Annotated in this window: 13 protein-coding genes; 7 read left to right on the plus strand and 6 right to left on the minus strand. The window is 37.6% G+C overall.

Annotation, left to right across the window (positions count from 1 at the left end; all coding sequences use genetic code 11):
* Positions 1–224: 224 nt before the first annotated feature.
* The 4 genes from I6E70_RS05910 to I6E70_RS05925 all read right to left on the minus strand — a co-directional run bounded on the left by I6E70_RS05910 (position 225) and on the right by I6E70_RS05925 (position 10382).
* Positions 225–2837: a TonB-dependent receptor gene (locus I6E70_RS05910; RefSeq protein WP_197188285.1), complete on the minus strand. Its 2613-nt coding sequence runs from the start codon at positions 2835–2837 to the stop codon at positions 225–227.
* A 724-nt stretch (positions 2838–3561) separates the two neighbouring features.
* Entirely contained in the window at positions 3562–4437 is an 876-nt protein-coding gene (locus I6E70_RS05915) for a class I SAM-dependent methyltransferase (protein WP_121954056.1), read from the minus strand.
* A gap of 739 nt (positions 4438–5176) precedes the next feature.
* On the minus strand, positions 5177–7792 hold the full coding sequence (locus tag I6E70_RS05920; RefSeq protein ID WP_121954055.1) for a TonB-dependent receptor domain-containing protein: 2616 nt from the start codon (positions 7790–7792) through the stop codon (positions 5177–5179).
* Positions 7793–8039: 247 nt separating this feature from the next.
* Positions 8040–10382 carry a DNA polymerase II gene (locus I6E70_RS05925; protein ID WP_121954054.1) on the minus strand — a complete coding sequence of 781 codons (2343 nt, stop codon included), beginning with the start codon at positions 10380–10382 and terminating at the stop codon, positions 8040–8042.
* Positions 10383–10575: 193 nt separating this feature from the next.
* Between I6E70_RS05925 and dinG the strand changes: the two genes are divergently transcribed.
* Genes dinG through I6E70_RS05955 form a run of 6 tightly spaced genes read left to right on the plus strand, consistent with a single transcriptional unit; the run spans position 10576 to position 15437 of the window.
* Positions 10576–12651 (plus strand): ATP-dependent DNA helicase DinG, encoded by a 2076-nt coding sequence (dinG, locus tag I6E70_RS05930; RefSeq protein ID WP_197188286.1) that lies wholly within the window; start codon positions 10576–10578, stop codon positions 12649–12651.
* On the plus strand, positions 12651–13427 hold the full coding sequence (locus tag I6E70_RS05935; protein ID WP_024593658.1) for a sulfite exporter TauE/SafE family protein: 777 nt from the start codon (positions 12651–12653) through the stop codon (positions 13425–13427). Before dinG ends, I6E70_RS05935 begins: the two co-directional genes overlap by 1 nt.
* Position 13428: 1 nt before the next feature.
* A complete protein-coding gene (locus tag I6E70_RS05940) occupies positions 13429–14037 on the plus strand; it encodes a primosomal replication protein (protein ID WP_024608252.1) in 609 nt (202 codons plus the stop codon).
* Between the two features lie 13 nt (positions 14038–14050).
* Positions 14051–14968, plus strand: coding sequence for a histone deacetylase family protein (locus tag I6E70_RS05945; protein ID WP_197188287.1), 918 nt, complete (start codon positions 14051–14053; stop codon positions 14966–14968).
* A gap of 51 nt (positions 14969–15019) precedes the next feature.
* Positions 15020–15301, plus strand: coding sequence for a late competence development ComFB family protein (locus I6E70_RS05950; RefSeq protein WP_024590772.1), 282 nt, complete (start codon positions 15020–15022; stop codon positions 15299–15301).
* A complete protein-coding gene (locus I6E70_RS05955; protein WP_007584045.1) occupies positions 15285–15437 on the plus strand; it encodes a DUF2496 domain-containing protein in 153 nt (50 codons plus the stop codon). Before I6E70_RS05950 ends, I6E70_RS05955 begins: the two co-directional genes overlap by 17 nt.
* 2 nt (positions 15438–15439) lie before the next feature.
* Here the strand turns inward: I6E70_RS05955 and I6E70_RS05960 are convergent, their stop codons facing one another.
* A complete protein-coding gene (locus I6E70_RS05960) occupies positions 15440–15961 on the minus strand; it encodes a sel1 repeat family protein (RefSeq protein WP_197188288.1) in 522 nt (173 codons plus the stop codon).
* Between the two features lie 105 nt (positions 15962–16066).
* On the opposite strand from I6E70_RS05960, the gene I6E70_RS05965 reads away from it, so the two are divergent.
* Positions 16067–16951, plus strand: coding sequence for a DMT family transporter (locus I6E70_RS05965; RefSeq protein ID WP_197188289.1), 885 nt, complete (start codon positions 16067–16069; stop codon positions 16949–16951).
* Positions 16952–16981: 30 nt separating this feature from the next.
* On the opposite strand, the gene I6E70_RS05970 is transcribed toward I6E70_RS05965, so the two are convergent.
* The gene (locus tag I6E70_RS05970; protein ID WP_197188290.1) at positions 16982–17494 is read right to left on the minus strand and encodes a CC0125/CC1285 family lipoprotein; all 513 of its coding nucleotides are present in this window, start codon (positions 17492–17494) and stop codon (positions 16982–16984) included.
* Positions 17495–17501 lie beyond the last annotated feature (7 nt).

Genomic DNA, 17501 nt, shown 5'->3' on the forward strand with positions numbered 1-17501 from the left:
TTTAGCAGCTTCTTTAGCAAACGCTTCGAGTTCTTCTTTATTCATGTTCATCGCCTAATCCTTAAACTCTTGATAGAGTAAATTATGATAGGCAGTTACACAAAATTAGTTACACCCTCTCAGAATCAGCCAAGCCCTGAAAGCAATGGTATGCCAGAAACAAAAATGCCGCTCACCTTAAGTGAACGGCATTACTAAATAAATTCTGCATTTGGTTACTGCTATCAGAATTTTATAGTATAGCTAACTCTATAATCACGACCGTAGTTGTTGTATAACTCAGGGTTGGTATATTCACCTTTAGAATTTAGAACTGGATCTTCATCTGTTAAGTTATTAACAGCAAGACTGATCGAGCCTAAATCACCTGCATCATAAGTATAGTTAAGGTTATGAACCAACCAGCTATCTAAGCGACCAGTCTGAATTAATACACCATCTTCATTTGGAATTTCATTTTCAGATGTTGATGCTGTGTAAGACATATTCCATGCAACACTGTGCTCATCTAATGACCAACTTATCGTTGTATTCGATTTATAATCCGGCTGGCCACTCCAATCCGCTGTATTATAGACCCTACCTCCAACTTCTTCCTCATAAGAAAAGGTAAAGCTGTTGACAGAGTTAAAGCGGAACATACCTACATTAGTATCAACATTACCATACAGAGTTAAATCTAGACCTTCAATTTCGAAACCATTACCATTGAAATATCCCGTACCAGCTTCTAGTAAGCGACCATTTTCAGCACGGATTAGATAAAAGGTCTCATTGGATGTATCTGACCCAGGTAAGAACGAAGAAATTAAACCTGCCGACTCATCTGATAATAAACTTTGAACGGTTTTAGTTTGTATTACGTCATCGATTGATAAATTAAAGTAATCTACTTTAACGCCAAAGTTTTCAACAATATCCCAAGCAACTCCAAAGTTTAAATATTCTGAAGTTTCTGCGCCTAAATCAGGATTAGATTTATAATATGTATCAACTTGCTGATCTGATGTACTTCCTTGAGCAAAATCGGTTGCGTCCTCAGCACTAAATGTTGTTGCAGCATTTAATTCATCTAAACCTGGAGCACGGAATGCCTCAGAATATGAAGCGCGAACAACAACAGTATCCGTTGCCTGCCAGCGAATTGAAGCTTTTGGTGCTAAATTATCGCCAAAATCTGAATAGTCATCATATCTAACAGCTAAATTCACTTCAACTGTATCTGAAACCGGTAGAGCCGCTTCGTAGAAAAAGGCTGTTATATCACGCTCTCCTCTAGCACTATTACCGGCTGAACCACCGATTAGTCCTGCCTCAGATTGACCATCATAAATATCGGCATAAGTTTGCTCTAAATACTCAGCTCCAAAATAATGTGCTACATCGCCACCTGGTAATTCAAATAAATCAAAGCCAAAACCTGCGTTAATTTGATTAAATGTTGATGATGAGTTTTGTAAAGTGGTAGCTTTCATATTAGCTACACCAACGTCTGATGTAAGAGGAATACCATTCGCTTCGTTATGTGCAAGCCCACCATAACTCAGGTAATAGGTGCCAACCGATTTGTTATCAGCTTTATTTGTATGAAAATAAATATCCCAAGTAGCATTGTTCCAATCTAAATCTCCGCGTAAACCAGTTAAATAATCTTGGCTATAATCATCTACATTACCATCACGCGTACCTAAATCAGCCCAGCGCCATAAACCTAATGCTCCATCTTCGCCATAAGGATTTACTGGGTTATCAGCACTCAATGATGCCCATTGTGCAGCAGCCGGCGCGTAACGGCCGAATGAACTATTTTGTACAAACATTGCACGTCCGTACCACTCAACTGAATCACTTAATTCATAATTTGAGTCTATGTAAACTGTATTACGATCAATAGAAGCTTTATTATAAGATACATTAGCGTGCGCATACATGCAGTAATTAGAGCCTGGTGCATAATCAGTATCTGCTGCTATTTCTTTAAACGCATCATCACCATATTTTGCAGCTTGATCTGCACAAATTGGAGATGCTTGTGCCTCAGAATAATCAGGTGATAAAACTGTTGCGCCATACCAAGACCAGCCTACAGTTTCATCATATGCTTGAATAGTACCATCACCATCACGGTCGATTAGTTGTGGTGCTGTATAAGATCTGTCGCGATCAGCAATCCCCTCTCTTTTTTGATGATCGAATGCAATTGTTACATTACCTTTATCGGTAGAGTACCCTGCCGTTACAGAAAAGCCTGTATTGGTAGTACCTTCATCTTGCTCACGATGACCGGCTTCAGCTTGAAATTGTAAACCCTCATAATTCTTTTTCATTATGATGTTTACTACACCAGCCATTGCATCTGAACCATAAGTAGATGATGCACCATCGGTTAATATTTCGATACGCTCAACAGCAGCCATTGGAATAGAATTCAAATTTGCAGATTGACCACCTAATGTAGGTGAACCAGGCATGCGTTTGCCGTCTAGCAGAACAAGAGTTCGGCTCGAGCCAGCTCCACGTAAATTGATAGTAGCTTGAGATTGAGCTGAACTACCCGAGCGCTCAGAGAATGAGCCAAAAGAGTTAAAACTACTTCCTCGTAATGCATCAGCAACAGTAAAATTACCCTCAACCTTCATATCCGCTGAAGTAATTATATTTACAGGTGATGCACCTTCAAGATCAGTTCGCTTAATACGAGAGCCTGTTACTTCAATACGCTCTACTTTGTCCACTCCCGTCTCCGCAGCAAATGAACTTGCAGAAAAAGCTGCTGTTGAAGCAGCACCAAAAGCGATCGCCAAGCGAACAGCATTTGAAACTTTATTATTTAACATTTAATTTTCCCTAGAATACTATTTTAATTGTTTTATTTTCAAAACGGTCTGTAATTAATCACAATACCTATTTCGATTTGAATAGTAGTCCCAACTTATGCAAAAGGTCAACACTTAGCTAACCAAATAAACCCTTTTATTTACAACGCTCTAACGCAACAAAAAACAAACATGATGTTATTTTTGCATTATTGCAAAACATTAACTTTTGTTTTTTTTGCAAAATTAAATCTTAATAATCATCTTAAGTAAGTTACTAATTTTCTTTTAGGGATGAGAAATATAGATATAAAAGTAGCAAAAAATGGTGAGATAGAAGCGAACCGGAAAGCACGCACAGATATCCCGCTAAAAAATGCTTAGGCACAGTTTTAGGTAACAGTAGTATAAATATGCAACATACATTGTCCCTTATTCAAAGCAACAGAGGAGATATGCTATCGTTATGACTGGAGCAATATGACGCAACTAATGACTTTTATAACTCAACGATATTAAAACACTGCCCTAATTCGTCGGACTATAGAGTAAATTTGAAGCTGGCTTTCAACAACACAATTTAATAAAGCTTTGTTTAAAGAATACGAAGACGGCTGCGACTCTATCAGTTGAAGTGACAGCCTCATTAGGTATGCCCCAAGAGACATAATTATAGATGGAGAGATTTTATTGCTTTTTAACAGGTAGGGATATTAATATTAGAATAGGCTAATAAAACTTAATTTTAACGTTTATAGCCCCTGTAAAGCGTGCCTATATACTCTTTATTTGAATCAACAAGAACTTCTTTATATACATCCCCTCTTGAAGCTAACAGTTGTTTAAGTTGCTGGGCATTCAAAGCGGCTTGCTTTAAATCAGTTAACCTATAAATCAGCCCTTCTAACTCTTGAGAAAATAGGTAATAAGCTTTCTCGAGATCTATCTTTCTATTCTTTAAAATAAAATGATAAAAATCAGTGTACCTGGTACCTTTTATTGCAAGTGGGTGTATCTTTTTTTCTAGCTCCACATATTCATTAATAATAGAAATATTGCTATTAATCAGATCTTTATTCTCTTTTTTTAGTGCGCTTATTAGTTGTTTTAAAGGAACTAATAATTCACTCTGCACCCGAATTGCAGACTCTAATATTAGTACATTTGGCTTCACTATGTCCGAATCCATTTCGTGACACACAATTTGATATAGGCCTCCTTTCTTTAATACTCTAAAAAGCTCTGGGATACTTCTCGCTAACTCGCTATATTCGATAGCAAACTGTGTTACTATCGCATCAAATTCTGCTGTTTCAAAAGGCAAGACTTCAGCGCTTACATTAGATAAAATATTTGATGACTCTATACCGGCTACTTTTTCGTTAACAATAGCTTTATCTACACCTATGACATTAAATTGAACGCTACTATTCTCTTGAATTAATCGAATAAGAGCACCATTCCCAGTACCAATATCAAGTACTTTGTCATTACAATTTAACTTTTCAGCAAACTCCAACCAACAAGACTTTAATTTACCCGTGTAATTACTCTTTATATCTTGTCCAAATGAGGTTAGATAGCCTTGAGCCCAATAATCACTCCAATAGTTTTTCATCATTATTTTGTCCTGTTCTGAGATAAGTTGAAGATTTTAATAGAGAGCCAGAGGCTCAAGTACCGAGCTTTTTATGCACTTAATTTGATATTTTATTTCTAATAATTAAGTACAGTCTCATTTTATTGTATATAAATATTGGCTGCTAAACGAGTATTATTATACTTTTTAATGAGTTACATTTATTCAATAAAATTTTAGCTTAAACCTCCTAACCATTCTCTATGCTATGCCAATACAACTGATATAAATTGTAACTAATGAGTAGCAAAGCAAACAGATTCTGAGTTGTTATTTCCAGAGTCGTGCATTACTAGGGAAATCTGTTGCATATTTCTCCTTATATTTGCACCACACTCTTTATCAATTACAGAAAGCATTTTATTGAGCATGAGATTTTTCATTCACTTTTCGAGTTGGCGTTAGAGGTGTAAAATCTTCGTGCGAGGATTTGGACATATTAGCTTCAAGCAACCCAATCTATTTCAGATAAAAAATACAGTATTAATCATGGGCACTCTTATACTTAGGGCTTGTTATAGTAACGATGCCTTCACTTTATCTACTTCTGCTAATTTAAAGTTCTGGATATAGTCTTATTTTAGGTATGTAGTACGCGAAGTTTTTAGGTTTTTCATTTAAAAATCCTGATGCATAAACTGACATTAATACGAAGCATTTTTATAAAAAAAGGGCTGAATAAATTCAGCCCTTTTTTATTAACAAATTAACAAGTTAAAAGTTAAAAGTTAATTGTATAGTTGATACGGTAATCACGACCATAGTTGTTATATAAATCAGCGTTATCGTAAGCGCCTGTAGATGTAAGTACAGGATCTTCGTCTGTTAAGTTGCTTACTGATAAGCGAACTGTACCATAAACACCTGCGTTATAGCTGTACGTAAGGTTATGAATCAACCAATCTTCAAGTTCACCATCTTGCTCTAAAATACCATCTTCATTTGGTGCTTCATTCTCAGAAGTAGATGACGTGTAGTTCATGTTCCAAGCTACACTATGGTCGTCAAGCGCCCAAGTTAATGTAGTATTAGATTTGAAGTCAGGTTGACCACTCCAACCAGCAGTATTATAAACTCTACCGCCACGCTCTTCATCGTAAGATAATACAAAACTATTTACAGTGTTCATGCGGAACTCACCAACACTAGTATCGATATGACCGTAAAGAGTTAAATCTAAACCTTCAATCTCAAAACCATTGCCGTTGAAGTAACCAGTACCAGCTTCTAATAAACGACCAGTTTCTGAACGTATTAAGTAAAAAGTTTCATTACTTACATCAGAACCAGGTGCGAAAGCAGTTATTCTGCCAGCCGCTTCATCCGATAGAAGACCTTGAACAGTTTTAGTTTGAATAACGTCATCAATTGATAAATTGAAGTAATCAGCTTTAACACCGAAGTTCTCAATCACATCCCAAGCTATACCTAAGTTAGTGTATTCTGATGTTTCAGGACCTAACTCTGTATTTGATTTGTAGTATGTATCAATTTGCTTAGACGATGTATCACCTTGAGAGTAATCAATCGCTGATTCAGCACTAAAAGTAGTAGCGGCATTTAATTGGTCAAGACCTGGTGCACGGAAAGCTTCAGAGTAAGAAGCACGTACTACAACAGTATCTGTTGCCTGCCAACGAGCAGATATCTTAGGAGCAACATTATCACCAAAGTCAGAGTAGTCATCGTAACGTACGGCAATGTTAACTTCTAGTGAATCTACTACTGGCATTGCAACTTCATAAAAGAAAGCCGTAATGTCACGATCACCAAGCGCAGAGTTACCTGCAGAGCCGCCTATTAAACCAGCTTCTGACTGACCATCGTAAATATCAGCATACGTTTGCTCTAAAAATTCAGCACCGAAATAATGCGCTACCGTACCGCCTGGTAATTCAAACAAATCGAATCCGATGCCGGCATTGTATTGATTGAAAGTAGAAGATGAGCTTTGTAGGGTTGTTGCTTTCATATTTGCAACACCTTCATCAGAACCTAAATCAATTCCATTTGCTTGGTTGTAAGCTAAGCCACCGTAGCTAAGGTAATAAGTACCTACAGATTTATTATCAGCTTTATTAGTATGATAATAAACATCCCAAGATGCATTATTCCACTCTAAATCACCGCGTAAACCCATTAGGTAGTCTTGGCTGTAATCATCAACGTTACCATCGCGATTACCAATACCTGCCCAACGCCAGTAACCTGTTGTTTCTTCATCATAAGGGTTTGCTTCATTGTCTGCAGCTAAATTATTCCATGCTGCGGCAGGTGGAGCATAACGACCAAATGAGCTATTTTGAACAAACATAGCACGGCCATACCATTCGATATCATCATTCAATTCATAATTTGCATCTAAATAAACAGTATTACGGTCGATAGAAGCTTTATTATAAGATACATTTGCGAAAGCAAACATACAGTAAGTAGAGCCTTCACTACCCCAGTCATTGTCAGCTGCAAACTTACGGAATGTATCCTCACCGTACTCTGCTGTTAAGTCGTCACATATTGGTGATGCTTGAGCCTCTGAAAAATCAGGTGAAGCTACAGTCGCACCGTAGATAGACCAACCTTTAGTCTCTTCGTATGCCTGAATTACGCCATCACCATCAAGATCTGTTGCTGAAGCTTTAGTATAATCACGATCACCATCAGATATACCTTCGCGTCTCTGGTGGTCAAAAGCAAATGTTACATTACCTTTATCTGTAGAGTAACCAGCGGTTACCGAGAAACTAGCTGAAGTTGTACCTTCATCTTGATCACGGTGTCCTGCTTCGCCTTGGAACTGAAGACCTTCATAGTTTTTCTTCATGATGATGTTAACAACACCAGCCATTGCGTCAGAACCATAAGTTGAAGATGCACCATCAGTTAAAATTTCGATACGTTCAACTGCAGCCATTGGGATTGAGTTTAAATTTGCTGATTGGCCACCAAGAGTTGGTGAACCAGGCATGCGCTTACCATCTAATAAAACTAACGTTCTGCTAGAACCAGCACCACGTAAGTTAATAGTAGCTTGAGATTGTGCAGAGCTACCTGAACGCTCTGAAAATGAACCGAATGAGTTAAAACTGCTGCCTCGAAGTGCATCAGCCACAGTGAAGTTACCTTCAATCTGCATATCTTCTGCTGTAATAATGTTTACTGGCGAAGCACCTTCTAAATCTGTACGTTTAATACGTGAACCAGTAACTTCAATTCGTTCTACTTTTTCTACGCTATCTTCTTCTGCAGCAAACGAACTTGCCGAAAATGCAGCAGTAGATACTGCACCAAATGCAATCGCTAAGCGAACTGCCTTTGAAACTTGATTATTTAACATTTGATTCTCCCTGGTGTTACAACTTTATAGAAGCAACTATTATTTAATTATTTTTTATTATCACATGCTATTAACAGTGACTGAAACAAATAGTAAACAAAAAAAACTAAAAAGCCAACCTCTGTTAACTAAATATTAATCATAAAGAGGTTTTTTAATGATATTTTTCGTAAAACCGGGGTTATCGTACGATTTAGAAGCAGGAAAGTGGATTATTTAATCAAAAACATCCAATTGAGATACTAAATTAGAATAATAAAAACTGATTCTTCTCCGAATCATTTACATTTTGATTGATTAGCGGCTCTACCATATCTAAAAGCGGTACAATCTGTTTTTCTACATAAATTGCATAGTCATAGCTATGTAGGCCTTGATACAGCTCAACTCCAGCGGTTGTGTAAACGAATGTAACAAATTCACCTCTATTAACCGTAAATTCGCTATTTTTTTTCTGGTGTTTTTTAACTGCTTGAACATGAGGGGGAATATTTTTCTTATAATCGATTAAGTTTTGACCTAATCTCTTTTTAAAAATGAGTAAATGATCAAAATCACCTTGGTATAACTTTGTTGTATAGTCTTTAACAAGGTCATTTATATTTAAATTTCCATCAAAAAGACTAGTAAATAGGTCGAACTGGAATTGTTGAGCAAGTTTAGTCCAATCACTTCTTACTGTTTCTAATCCTTTAAATACTAGTTTTGATTCGTTTGGTTTAATTAATTTACCGACATAGCGCTTTTTAGAGCCAACTAGCTTTCCCCTTATGGTTGGCAAAAAGAAAGGGCTATAAAGAGATTCAAATTCTATTTCTAAATGACTTGTTAAGTTGTGCGTTTGTTTAATCTCGCTAATCCAATCTGTAGTTATCTTTTTAGCTAAAAACACGCCAATTTCATTACACTCGTCGTGGGTTAAATTATCATCCAACTTAATAAATGTAGAATCGGTATCGCCATAAATAACGCTATAACCAAGCTCTTCTATCCATTTTTTAGTTTGTAGCATTATTTCGTGTCCTCTTAACGTAATAGAGCTAGATAACCTGGGATCGTAAAACCTGCACCCTTTTGAGCCTAAAACACCATATAAGCTATTCATTATTATTTTAATTGCTTGAGAAAGCATTTGATCTTGATTGTCTTTGGCGAGCTGCCTTTGGGACGCTAAGCTTTTAACAAGTAAAGGTAAGTGATGCTTGTCTCGCGAGAATAGGGCTTCATTAAAACCCTGCACACTTTGGTTTGGATTTTTTAAACCTTCTATCAGTCCGAGTGGATCAATGTAGAAAGTTTGCATAATACTGGGGTACAAGCTTTTAAAATCTAAAACAATGACATTTTTATAAAGCCCAGGAATAGACTCCATTACATAACCGCCTGGGCTTTCAAATGTAAGTCCATGATCGCCCATATTAGGGGCAACATAACCGCTGCGATGCAGTAGTGGTAAATACATATTAATAAAAGCAGCGACAGAGCCGCCCTTTTTTTCAAGCTCTAATCCTGTAAGCTTTGTTCTTATAATAGAAAAATCGAGTAGCTTTAATTTATCAAAAATTTTATTTACCAAAATACAATCTTGTCGATTATATTTTGCTAAAGAAAGCTTATCTTCATTAAATTGCCTAATAATTTCCTGCAGACTATTAGCCGTGTCGATTAATTTGGACTCACCCAACACTTGATTTGAAACATTAGCTAAAGAAAAACTCTCAAAGCTATATGTACCATTTTTTAAAGTGTCTATTCCATCAACCACACATCGCCCAGGGATCGATACTCGAGTAAAGTGTCCTTTGCGAACATATAAAGGTTGATCTCCCCTACCCAGTAATAACTTAATTCCTAGTGCTTCAGCTCTTTCATGAATAACCGAAAAATCGAACTCAATTACATTCCAACCAATTATGACATCAGGATCGCTAAGCTTAATAAAATGCTCCAATCCCTTTAAGAGCTCAGCCTCATCTACACACCAAATAGTATCAAACTCTAGGTTTTCAGCTTCTCTATCTGGCTCGCCAATCATTAAAACACAGTCTAAATTACAGCCCACAAGTCCAACAGAAAACAAAACGCCACTTTCGTTACATTCAATGTCTAACGACAGCTTATTAAGAGTTGGGGAGTACTCATCATTTGCTTTTAATTTTGCCTCTGTTACTAATGTATAACCATTTTGATAAAAAACATTACCCGTTATCCAAGCACCTCCTTTTATAAAGCGCTCCATTAGGTAGCGCTCTATTGGTCGAATATCTTCTTCAAATAATACAACTCCACGTTGCTTTAAAGCTTTAGCAGCAGAATAAAAATGCTTTAGTGATTTGAAGTAACAGGCCGACATATCTTCTTGCTGAAAGTTTTTTAACTCAAGACTTTTAATATTAAAGATAAGTGACTCAGCTGCTAATATTTCATGCACTATTTCAGCATCTTTACTTTTGATAAAAAACAGCGCATTTTCGTTAACTGATATAGTTTTTATAGGCCCTTTATCACTGCAAAACCACGCTTCGTAGCAGATGCCGCTAGCAGTATCATAAGCATGTGAAGAAACAATAAAACCGGCTGTTAAGTACATTATTACTAAACCTTATTCATATATATGTAAGTTTTTACTTAATTCAAAATGCTTTAAAGCCATACATTCAACCTAAATAAACACTCAGATACTTTATTTGCTAAATTAATCTCATCACTTCTTGTAGTTACACTCTTATAACTCTAAAATCCATAGCACTGTAATTATATACATACTTTAGGTAAATCATCCCATGCTTTCTGACTCACTAAAAAAAACAATTAGGCAAGTACACCAGCATGTGGCTAGCAACCTAAACGATTATCGCCCTCGTAGCAGTCAAAACTACCTTGTAGCCGAAATAGCAAAAACGCTTGCTGGCGAATACCATAAAAAGCAGCGCATTTGCGTAATTGAAGCAGGCACCGGTACCGGTAAGTCTCTTGCCTATTGTTTAGGCGCATTACCGCTTGCCTTAGCGCAAAAAAAGAAGCTAGTTATTTCTACCGCAACGGTTGCACTGCAAGAACAATTAATAGCAAAAGAACTCCCATTTTTTAAAAAGCATTCAGGCCTCGACTTTAAATTTGATTTAGTAAAAGGTCGCCATCGTTATATTTGTGCCCACAAATTACATAATGCTGTAAACGGCGATAGCCAAACACAAATGGACTTTATGCCAACGCTTACTTCACCATTGAGCGCAATGGAAGCCAAGTGTTTGAATGAGCTATATAACGCCTATGTGAATAAAAAATGGCAAGGCGATAGAGACAGCTGGGCCGATACTGTACCCGATAGAGTGTGGAACTTAATAGCGTGCGATAAACATTCATGCCAACGCCAAATGAAGGCCCATCAAACGTGTCCGTTTCAGCTTGCTCGTAATCAATTAATGCAAATGGATGTACTGGTAATTAATCACTCTTTATTACTTGCCGATTTAGACCTAGGCGGTGGTAAAATTTTACCAGAGCCCGACAACACCATTTATGTAATTGATGAAGCGCACCATTTAGCACATATAACACGCGATTTTTCATCAGCTGCTGCCACAATTAAAGGCACGATAGAATGGCTTGATAAGCTCACCAAGTTTAGCGGGAAAATGGCGAAGGTTTTAGTGGGGCAAAGAGCTATTGGGCAAAACTTTAAACTTTGCGACAGCATTAATGACGCGAATAAAGATTTAAAAGTAGTTCGCGATATTCTTGATAATGCCGACTTTGAATACTCAAAAGACGATACTTATCGCTTTGAGCACGGTGAAATTCCACAATCGCTGCACAGTAAAGCAAAAGATATAAGCGAAGCCACGCAAGATGCGCTGCGCTGTTTAAACAAAATGCACGACACCCTTACCCAAGATGTAAGTGATGGCGACATAAAACCTTACGTTGCCGACCCAATACTAGGCGAAAGCGGTCAATACATAAACCGGTTAGAACAACTAAACAAACTATGGTTTAGTTACGCAAAAAAAGGCGAAGGAGCTCCTCATGCACGGTGGATAAAACGCCTTGAATACAAAAGCCATCACGACCACTTATTAAGCGACTGCCCTATCGAGGTCGGTTATTACTTAAAAGATAAATTGTGGCGAGAATGCGCGGGCGCTGTTTTGTGCTCTGCTACATTAAGTGCACTGGGCTCGTTCGATCACTTTGCTTACGAAACAGGACTTGCTAAAGAAGAAGGCGTTAAATTTATTAAAGTACCTTCTCCTTTTGATTACCCAAAACAAGCCACTTTACGTATTCCGGTATCTAAGGTAGAGCCAACCGACAAAGACTTTAGTGATCACCTAGCTAAAACTTTACCGGAGTACCTAAATGATAAAAAAGCGAACCTTGTACTATTCGCTTCTTACTGGCAAATGGACCATGTAACAAAGTTTCTTAGAACAAAAGGTTTTAACTTATTAGTACAAGGTGAGATGTCGCGAGAAGCGTTGCTTAAATTACACACCAAAAATGTAGATGAAGGCAAAGGCAGTATTTTATTTGGAACACAAAGCCTTTCAGAAGGCCTTGATTTACCTGGTAAATATTTAGAGAACTTAATAATTACTAAAATTCCGTTTGCTGTACCTACTTCGCCGATAGAAGAAGCGCAAGCAGAATTTGTACAAAGCAAAGGCGGTAACCCGTTTTTAACGATTACCGTACCAGACGCCGCAAAGAAATTGGTACAAAGCTGTGGTAGACTGCTGCGAAAAGAGAGTGATGAAGGCTGTATTACTATTCTCGATAGGCGCTTAGTTACTAAGCGATACGGTAAAGCCATGCTCGACACCCTACCACCTTTTAAAAGACAAATAGATTATTAATGTTTGAACTCGCACTCGATCCAACAACTTGGGCTGTTTTATGTGCTGTTGCACTTGCCGCAGGTTTTATAGACGCTATCGCCGGTGGCGGTGGCATGTTAACTGTGCCCGCTTTATTAACTGCAGGCTTACCTCCACATTTAACATTAGGCACCAACAAACTAGCTGCTAGTTTTGGCTCGTTAACGGCAAGCTATACATACTATAAAAAGAACTTATTTAGTCCAAAGTTTTGGGCTGCCTCCATAATTGCTACTGCAATAGGTGCATTGATAGGTACTGTTATTGTTGATCATTTAAGTATCGATTTTTTAAACAAACTACTCCCCATTATTATTATTTTAGTTGCCGCTTATAGCTTATTTGGTAATTTAAGTACCACAGAAGGCGATGAGCTCCCTAAACTAAACAAAGCGATGAAAATAAAACAATGGCTACAGGGTTTAGCATTAGGCTTTTTTGATGGTTTAGCAGGCCCAGGTACGGGGACATTTTGGACTGCTTCTAATGGCATGCTTTATAAAATGAACTTGCTACTCAATTGCGGTTTAGCGCGTTCAATGAACTTTGTTTCTAATTTTATATCGCTCATCACCTTTGTGGCACTCGGACATGTAAACTTTTTACTTGGCATAACAATGGGCTTTTTTATTATGCTAGGCGCATGGTTTGGAGCACATTCAGCAATACGTTTTGGTAGTAAATTTATTCGCCCCGTATTTAATACTATGGTTATACTTTTAGCATTAAAACTAATTTACGAGGCTTACTTTTAATATGCACCCTACAGCTTTAGATAAACTACGCCAACAAGTTGCAACGCTAAAACAACAAGCTGATCAATTTGATAAAGCTAAACTTTTTTCTAAAAATCGTTACATGCAAGCGCAACCTAGCTTGTTTGACCGCGCAGTTTTTAGTACAAAAAGCATGAACCTCGTCGATTACGTAATAGAGATAGAAGATGAAGTGTCAAGATTACCGCCAAGTGAGCATCGCCATGCTTATACCTACGCGCTTGAACGTATAGGAGCTCAGGTACAAGCTGTATTCAACGTTATTAAATCAACGCCTATTTGGGTTAAAGAAAACAAAAGCCATTATAAACCACGCCCTAAGCAAACCGTTTATAAGCAAGCGGTACAAAAAATAATGCAATCATCGCACGAGCTTTACGACGAATTAAAACAAAACCATGAGTTTGAACGCCGTTTAGTGCTCATGATTGAAGAGCGTAAAATGCAAATGGATAAAGCCTCGCCAGCTAAAGCACAAAAGCTTAACCTTGAAATATTAAGCACACACGCTCGATTAGGCCGCTGCAGAAAAGCAATTTCTGCCACTGAGGATAAAATACAACAAGTAGAAAAACAGCAGCTGCGTTAAGCCGCACTTTACTATGCAGCTTTATTATCATCCATTGTATTCAGACCTTATCCTTGCAGAACGTCATCGATTCCCTATTCAAAAGTATAAGTTACTTAAAACCGAAATAGAAAATCTAGGTGTTTCGGCTATTCACTTTCAAGAGCCTAAAAAAGTAACCGTATCTCAACTTGCGCTATGTCATAGCCAACGTTATATAGATGACTTTTTAAATGGAACGCTAAGTGATAAAGCAATTAAAAAGATGGGATTTCCCTATTCGCAACAACTAGTAGAGCGTACTCTCCTATCTGTTGGTGGGAGTACTCAAGCTGCTGAGGCAGCTTTTAGTCACGATCTAACCTTCAATTTAAGCGGTGGTTATCATCATTCTCATAGCGATTTTGGCAGTGGCTTTTGCATTTTTAATGATTTAGCTATTGCAGCAGCACATTTAATAAATACAGAGCAAGCCGACACTGTTTTAATTTTTGATTGCGACGTACACCAAGGCGATGGCACAGCACAAATCACTCAAAACCATAACCATAACCATAACCATAACCATAACCAAATTATTACCTGCTCAATTCATTGTGAGCAAAATTTTCCTCGTAATAAACAAGAGTCCACTTACGATTTTGCATTGCCCGCTAAAACAGCCGACGATGAGTACCTTGCTACATTAAAGCAAGCACTCGATTTTTGCGTGCGCATACATAACCCTGATATTATTTTGTATAATGCAGGCGTTGATATTTACACTAAAGACGAGTTAGGCTTGTTTAATATATCGCTCAATGGCGTATATGAGCGCGACTTGTTTGTTCTCAACTTCTGTAAGCAACATCAAATCCCACTAATGTGCGCTTTAGGCGGCGGTTATCAGCGTAATTTGAGTTCACTAATTAATGTTCATAAACAACTATTTAAAGCCGCTATCGATTTATAGTAAGCCTTAGTATAGACTCAGTTAAACGGATTATTTTAAAGCGGTGGGAATATGCGATTACACGAAGACATACACAACTATTACGAAAAGATTGTAGTTGAAGAAATCATCAAACTTAAACTTGATGAAAAATATGATGAAGATGTAATGGCTGACTTTTGTTGTACGGTACTAAATCAGCTCCCGCCACGATATATTCGCTACGATGTAGATATGGCGTTTTATTTACCGCAATCAGAACGCATACATATGGAACAACGTGTGCAAACAGCAATAAATGTTGCCATTAGCCAAATATCAAAAAAGAAAGAATTAAATGACAAGCCCACTTGATCAAGCCCCTACACATATTAAACTTGCAGTAGATTTAATTATGATACTAGAGCAACACGATGTTGCTCCAGAAGAGGTCTTAAAAGCACTCGATATTGTAAAAAGCGACTTTGAAAAAAAGCTAGAAAAGCCATAACTCTATTCTATTATTTGTATCTCGTGCTCGGTAACGCTACCTTCGTGCTTAGTGCAATCAATTTTAACTTCACCAAATGTACGCCTAGGCGAAGTTGAACGACGACAGGTCATATTTTGTGCTTTAACGCCAAATTGCGTTATATACAACGCAACTGTTTCGTCTATTTGTTGTTTTTGCTGCGTAGTCGCTGCACTGTAAAATACATCGTATTGCGCAGACCAATTTTCAACCCCCGCTTCTTTTGCAACGCCTAGCCAGCCCATCCCTAGTTTAGTAGATTGCTCCAAGTATTGGCCTTTCAAAAACATAAACGCCAACGTGTATTGTGCGCTTTTATAGCCTAGCCCAGCAGGCTCTTTTAAATAATTGAAAGCGGCCTCAAACTGTCCTTTTCGATACGCTTTAATACCATTGTATTCATTCTTTTTCATGGTGGTATCACTGTAAAGGTTGATTGAGCTTGAATTACATCCACCCAAAAAAGTGATAAATACCATAGAAACTACTGAGAACGTTTTCATTCTTATCCTTAATTTATTATTTTTATATGCCAGTTCCGAATATGGCTTACACTTTTTATAAACCCTGTTATTCTAAAAACCAATCAGCTTAATTAAAATACTATCATGAGCTTAGCAAGTTTACTGCGATTATTTTTTCTGGCCGCTATATGGGGCGCTTCTTTTTTATTTATGCGAATGGCAGCTAACAGCTTGGGGCCTGCGGTATTAATTGAGTTTAGAGTAGGCTTTGCTGCAGTTACTTTATTTATTGTTGCTTTGTATTTAAAACGCCGCTTAGCGTTTGTCCAACATAAAAAACACTTTTTTATTATAGGCGCGTTTAATTCTGCCCTTCCGTTTTTATTTTTTGCTTACGCAGCCCAAACTATTAGCGCATCCACACTCTCAATTTTAAATTCGACAACACCAATATGGGGTGTTGTCGTTGGAATTTTATGGACGAAAACAAAGCCCAATAAAAGTATGGTGCTTGGTTTACTACTTGGCTTAATAGGCGTTGCAATACTCGTTGGGCAAAATCATTTTGTATTAAATAGCCAATCAATAATGGCTATAATAGCAGCATTGAGTGCTTCACTTTGCTATGCCATTGCATCGCATTACACTAAAAACGCGCCTAAACTGGCCCCATTCGATAATGCCCATGGCTCAATGTGGGCTTCGAGCTTTATGGTATTACCGCTTATCTTATTTATGCCAATACGAGAAATACCAAGCACCAACATTATGCTAGGTGTATTAGTACTGGGCGTAGTATGTACCGCCCTTGCTTATATTTTATTTTTTAAATTAATCGACGATATTGGCCCAACCTCAGCGTTAACAGTCACGTTTTTAATTCCATTATTTGGCATATTTTGGGGGCATTTATTTTTAGATGAGCAAATAGGGCCAAATACATTACTAGGCGCACTATTTGTAATTGTAGGCACTATGCTGGTTACTGGTTTCTTACCACGAAAAAAGCACTTAGCTAAAACAAGCTAAGTACTTATATCAAGCGCTTTTACCAAACGCTTACTTTTGCGCCTTTTTGCTTAAGTTTTCAATTAAGTCTTGGGCGCTAAAGCTGTTCTCGCTTGGCTTTATACCTTTGCCCATTTTAATATCAATCAGGGTGTGCACTTCTTTGCGTTTATCATTGTTGCTTAACTGTACGCCTACGCTGCTTGTTGGGCTAGCGCGTGTTTCGCAAGTTAATAAACCACAGCTTCGATCATATTGCTGGCTTTGTGATGCACTAATAGATGACGCAGGAGCTTGCGATTTAGACTCAACAAAGGTTTCTTTATTAGTTACAACAAACCAGTCGTAGCCTTGCGCTTGTGTAAGCTCAGCCGCGCGCAATAATGCATAGTCACCGGCATCGGCTACGTTGTTTGACACACTTTTAAATTCTACTCGGTATTGATCGTCGCTAATTTTTTGCTCGCTGTAACCTTGTGAGCCATTATTCGCGGCGCGGTAATCAGGTTTAGATGCACAGCCCGCCATAAGTAAAATACTGATAATTAAAATAGATGTTTTCATAGTTCAC

It is taken from the genome of Pseudoalteromonas sp. NGC95 (genome assembly GCF_015864705.1).
Classification (GTDB): Bacteria; Pseudomonadota; Gammaproteobacteria; order Enterobacterales; family Alteromonadaceae; genus Pseudoalteromonas; species Pseudoalteromonas arctica.

Bases quoted from the DNA above. Each gene is read 5' to 3' on its own strand.
- I6E70_RS05910 (WP_197188285.1), bottom strand. From the start codon at position 2,837: ATGTTAAATAATAAAGTTTCAAATGCTGTTCGCTTGGCGATCGCTTTT.
- I6E70_RS05915 (WP_121954056.1), bottom strand. From the start codon at position 4,437: ATGATGAAAAACTATTGGAGTGATTATTGGGCTCAAGGCTATCTAACC.
- I6E70_RS05920 (WP_121954055.1), bottom strand. From the start codon at position 7,792: ATGTTAAATAATCAAGTTTCAAAGGCAGTTCGCTTAGCGATTGCATTT.
- I6E70_RS05925 (WP_121954054.1), bottom strand. From the start codon at position 10,382: ATGTACTTAACAGCCGGTTTTATTGTTTCTTCACATGCTTATGATACT.
- dinG (WP_197188286.1), top strand. From the start codon at position 10,576: ATGCTTTCTGACTCACTAAAAAAAACAATTAGGCAAGTACACCAGCAT.
- I6E70_RS05935 (WP_024593658.1), top strand. From the start codon at position 12,651: ATGTTTGAACTCGCACTCGATCCAACAACTTGGGCTGTTTTATGTGCT.
- I6E70_RS05940 (WP_024608252.1), top strand. From the start codon at position 13,429: ATGCACCCTACAGCTTTAGATAAACTACGCCAACAAGTTGCAACGCTA.
- I6E70_RS05945 (WP_197188287.1), top strand. From the start codon at position 14,051: ATGCAGCTTTATTATCATCCATTGTATTCAGACCTTATCCTTGCAGAA.
- I6E70_RS05950 (WP_024590772.1), top strand. From the start codon at position 15,020: ATGCGATTACACGAAGACATACACAACTATTACGAAAAGATTGTAGTT.
- I6E70_RS05955 (WP_007584045.1), top strand. From the start codon at position 15,285: ATGACAAGCCCACTTGATCAAGCCCCTACACATATTAAACTTGCAGTA.
- I6E70_RS05960 (WP_197188288.1), bottom strand. From the start codon at position 15,961: ATGAAAACGTTCTCAGTAGTTTCTATGGTATTTATCACTTTTTTGGGT.
- I6E70_RS05965 (WP_197188289.1), top strand. From the start codon at position 16,067: ATGAGCTTAGCAAGTTTACTGCGATTATTTTTTCTGGCCGCTATATGG.
- I6E70_RS05970 (WP_197188290.1), bottom strand. From the start codon at position 17,494: ATGAAAACATCTATTTTAATTATCAGTATTTTACTTATGGCGGGCTGT.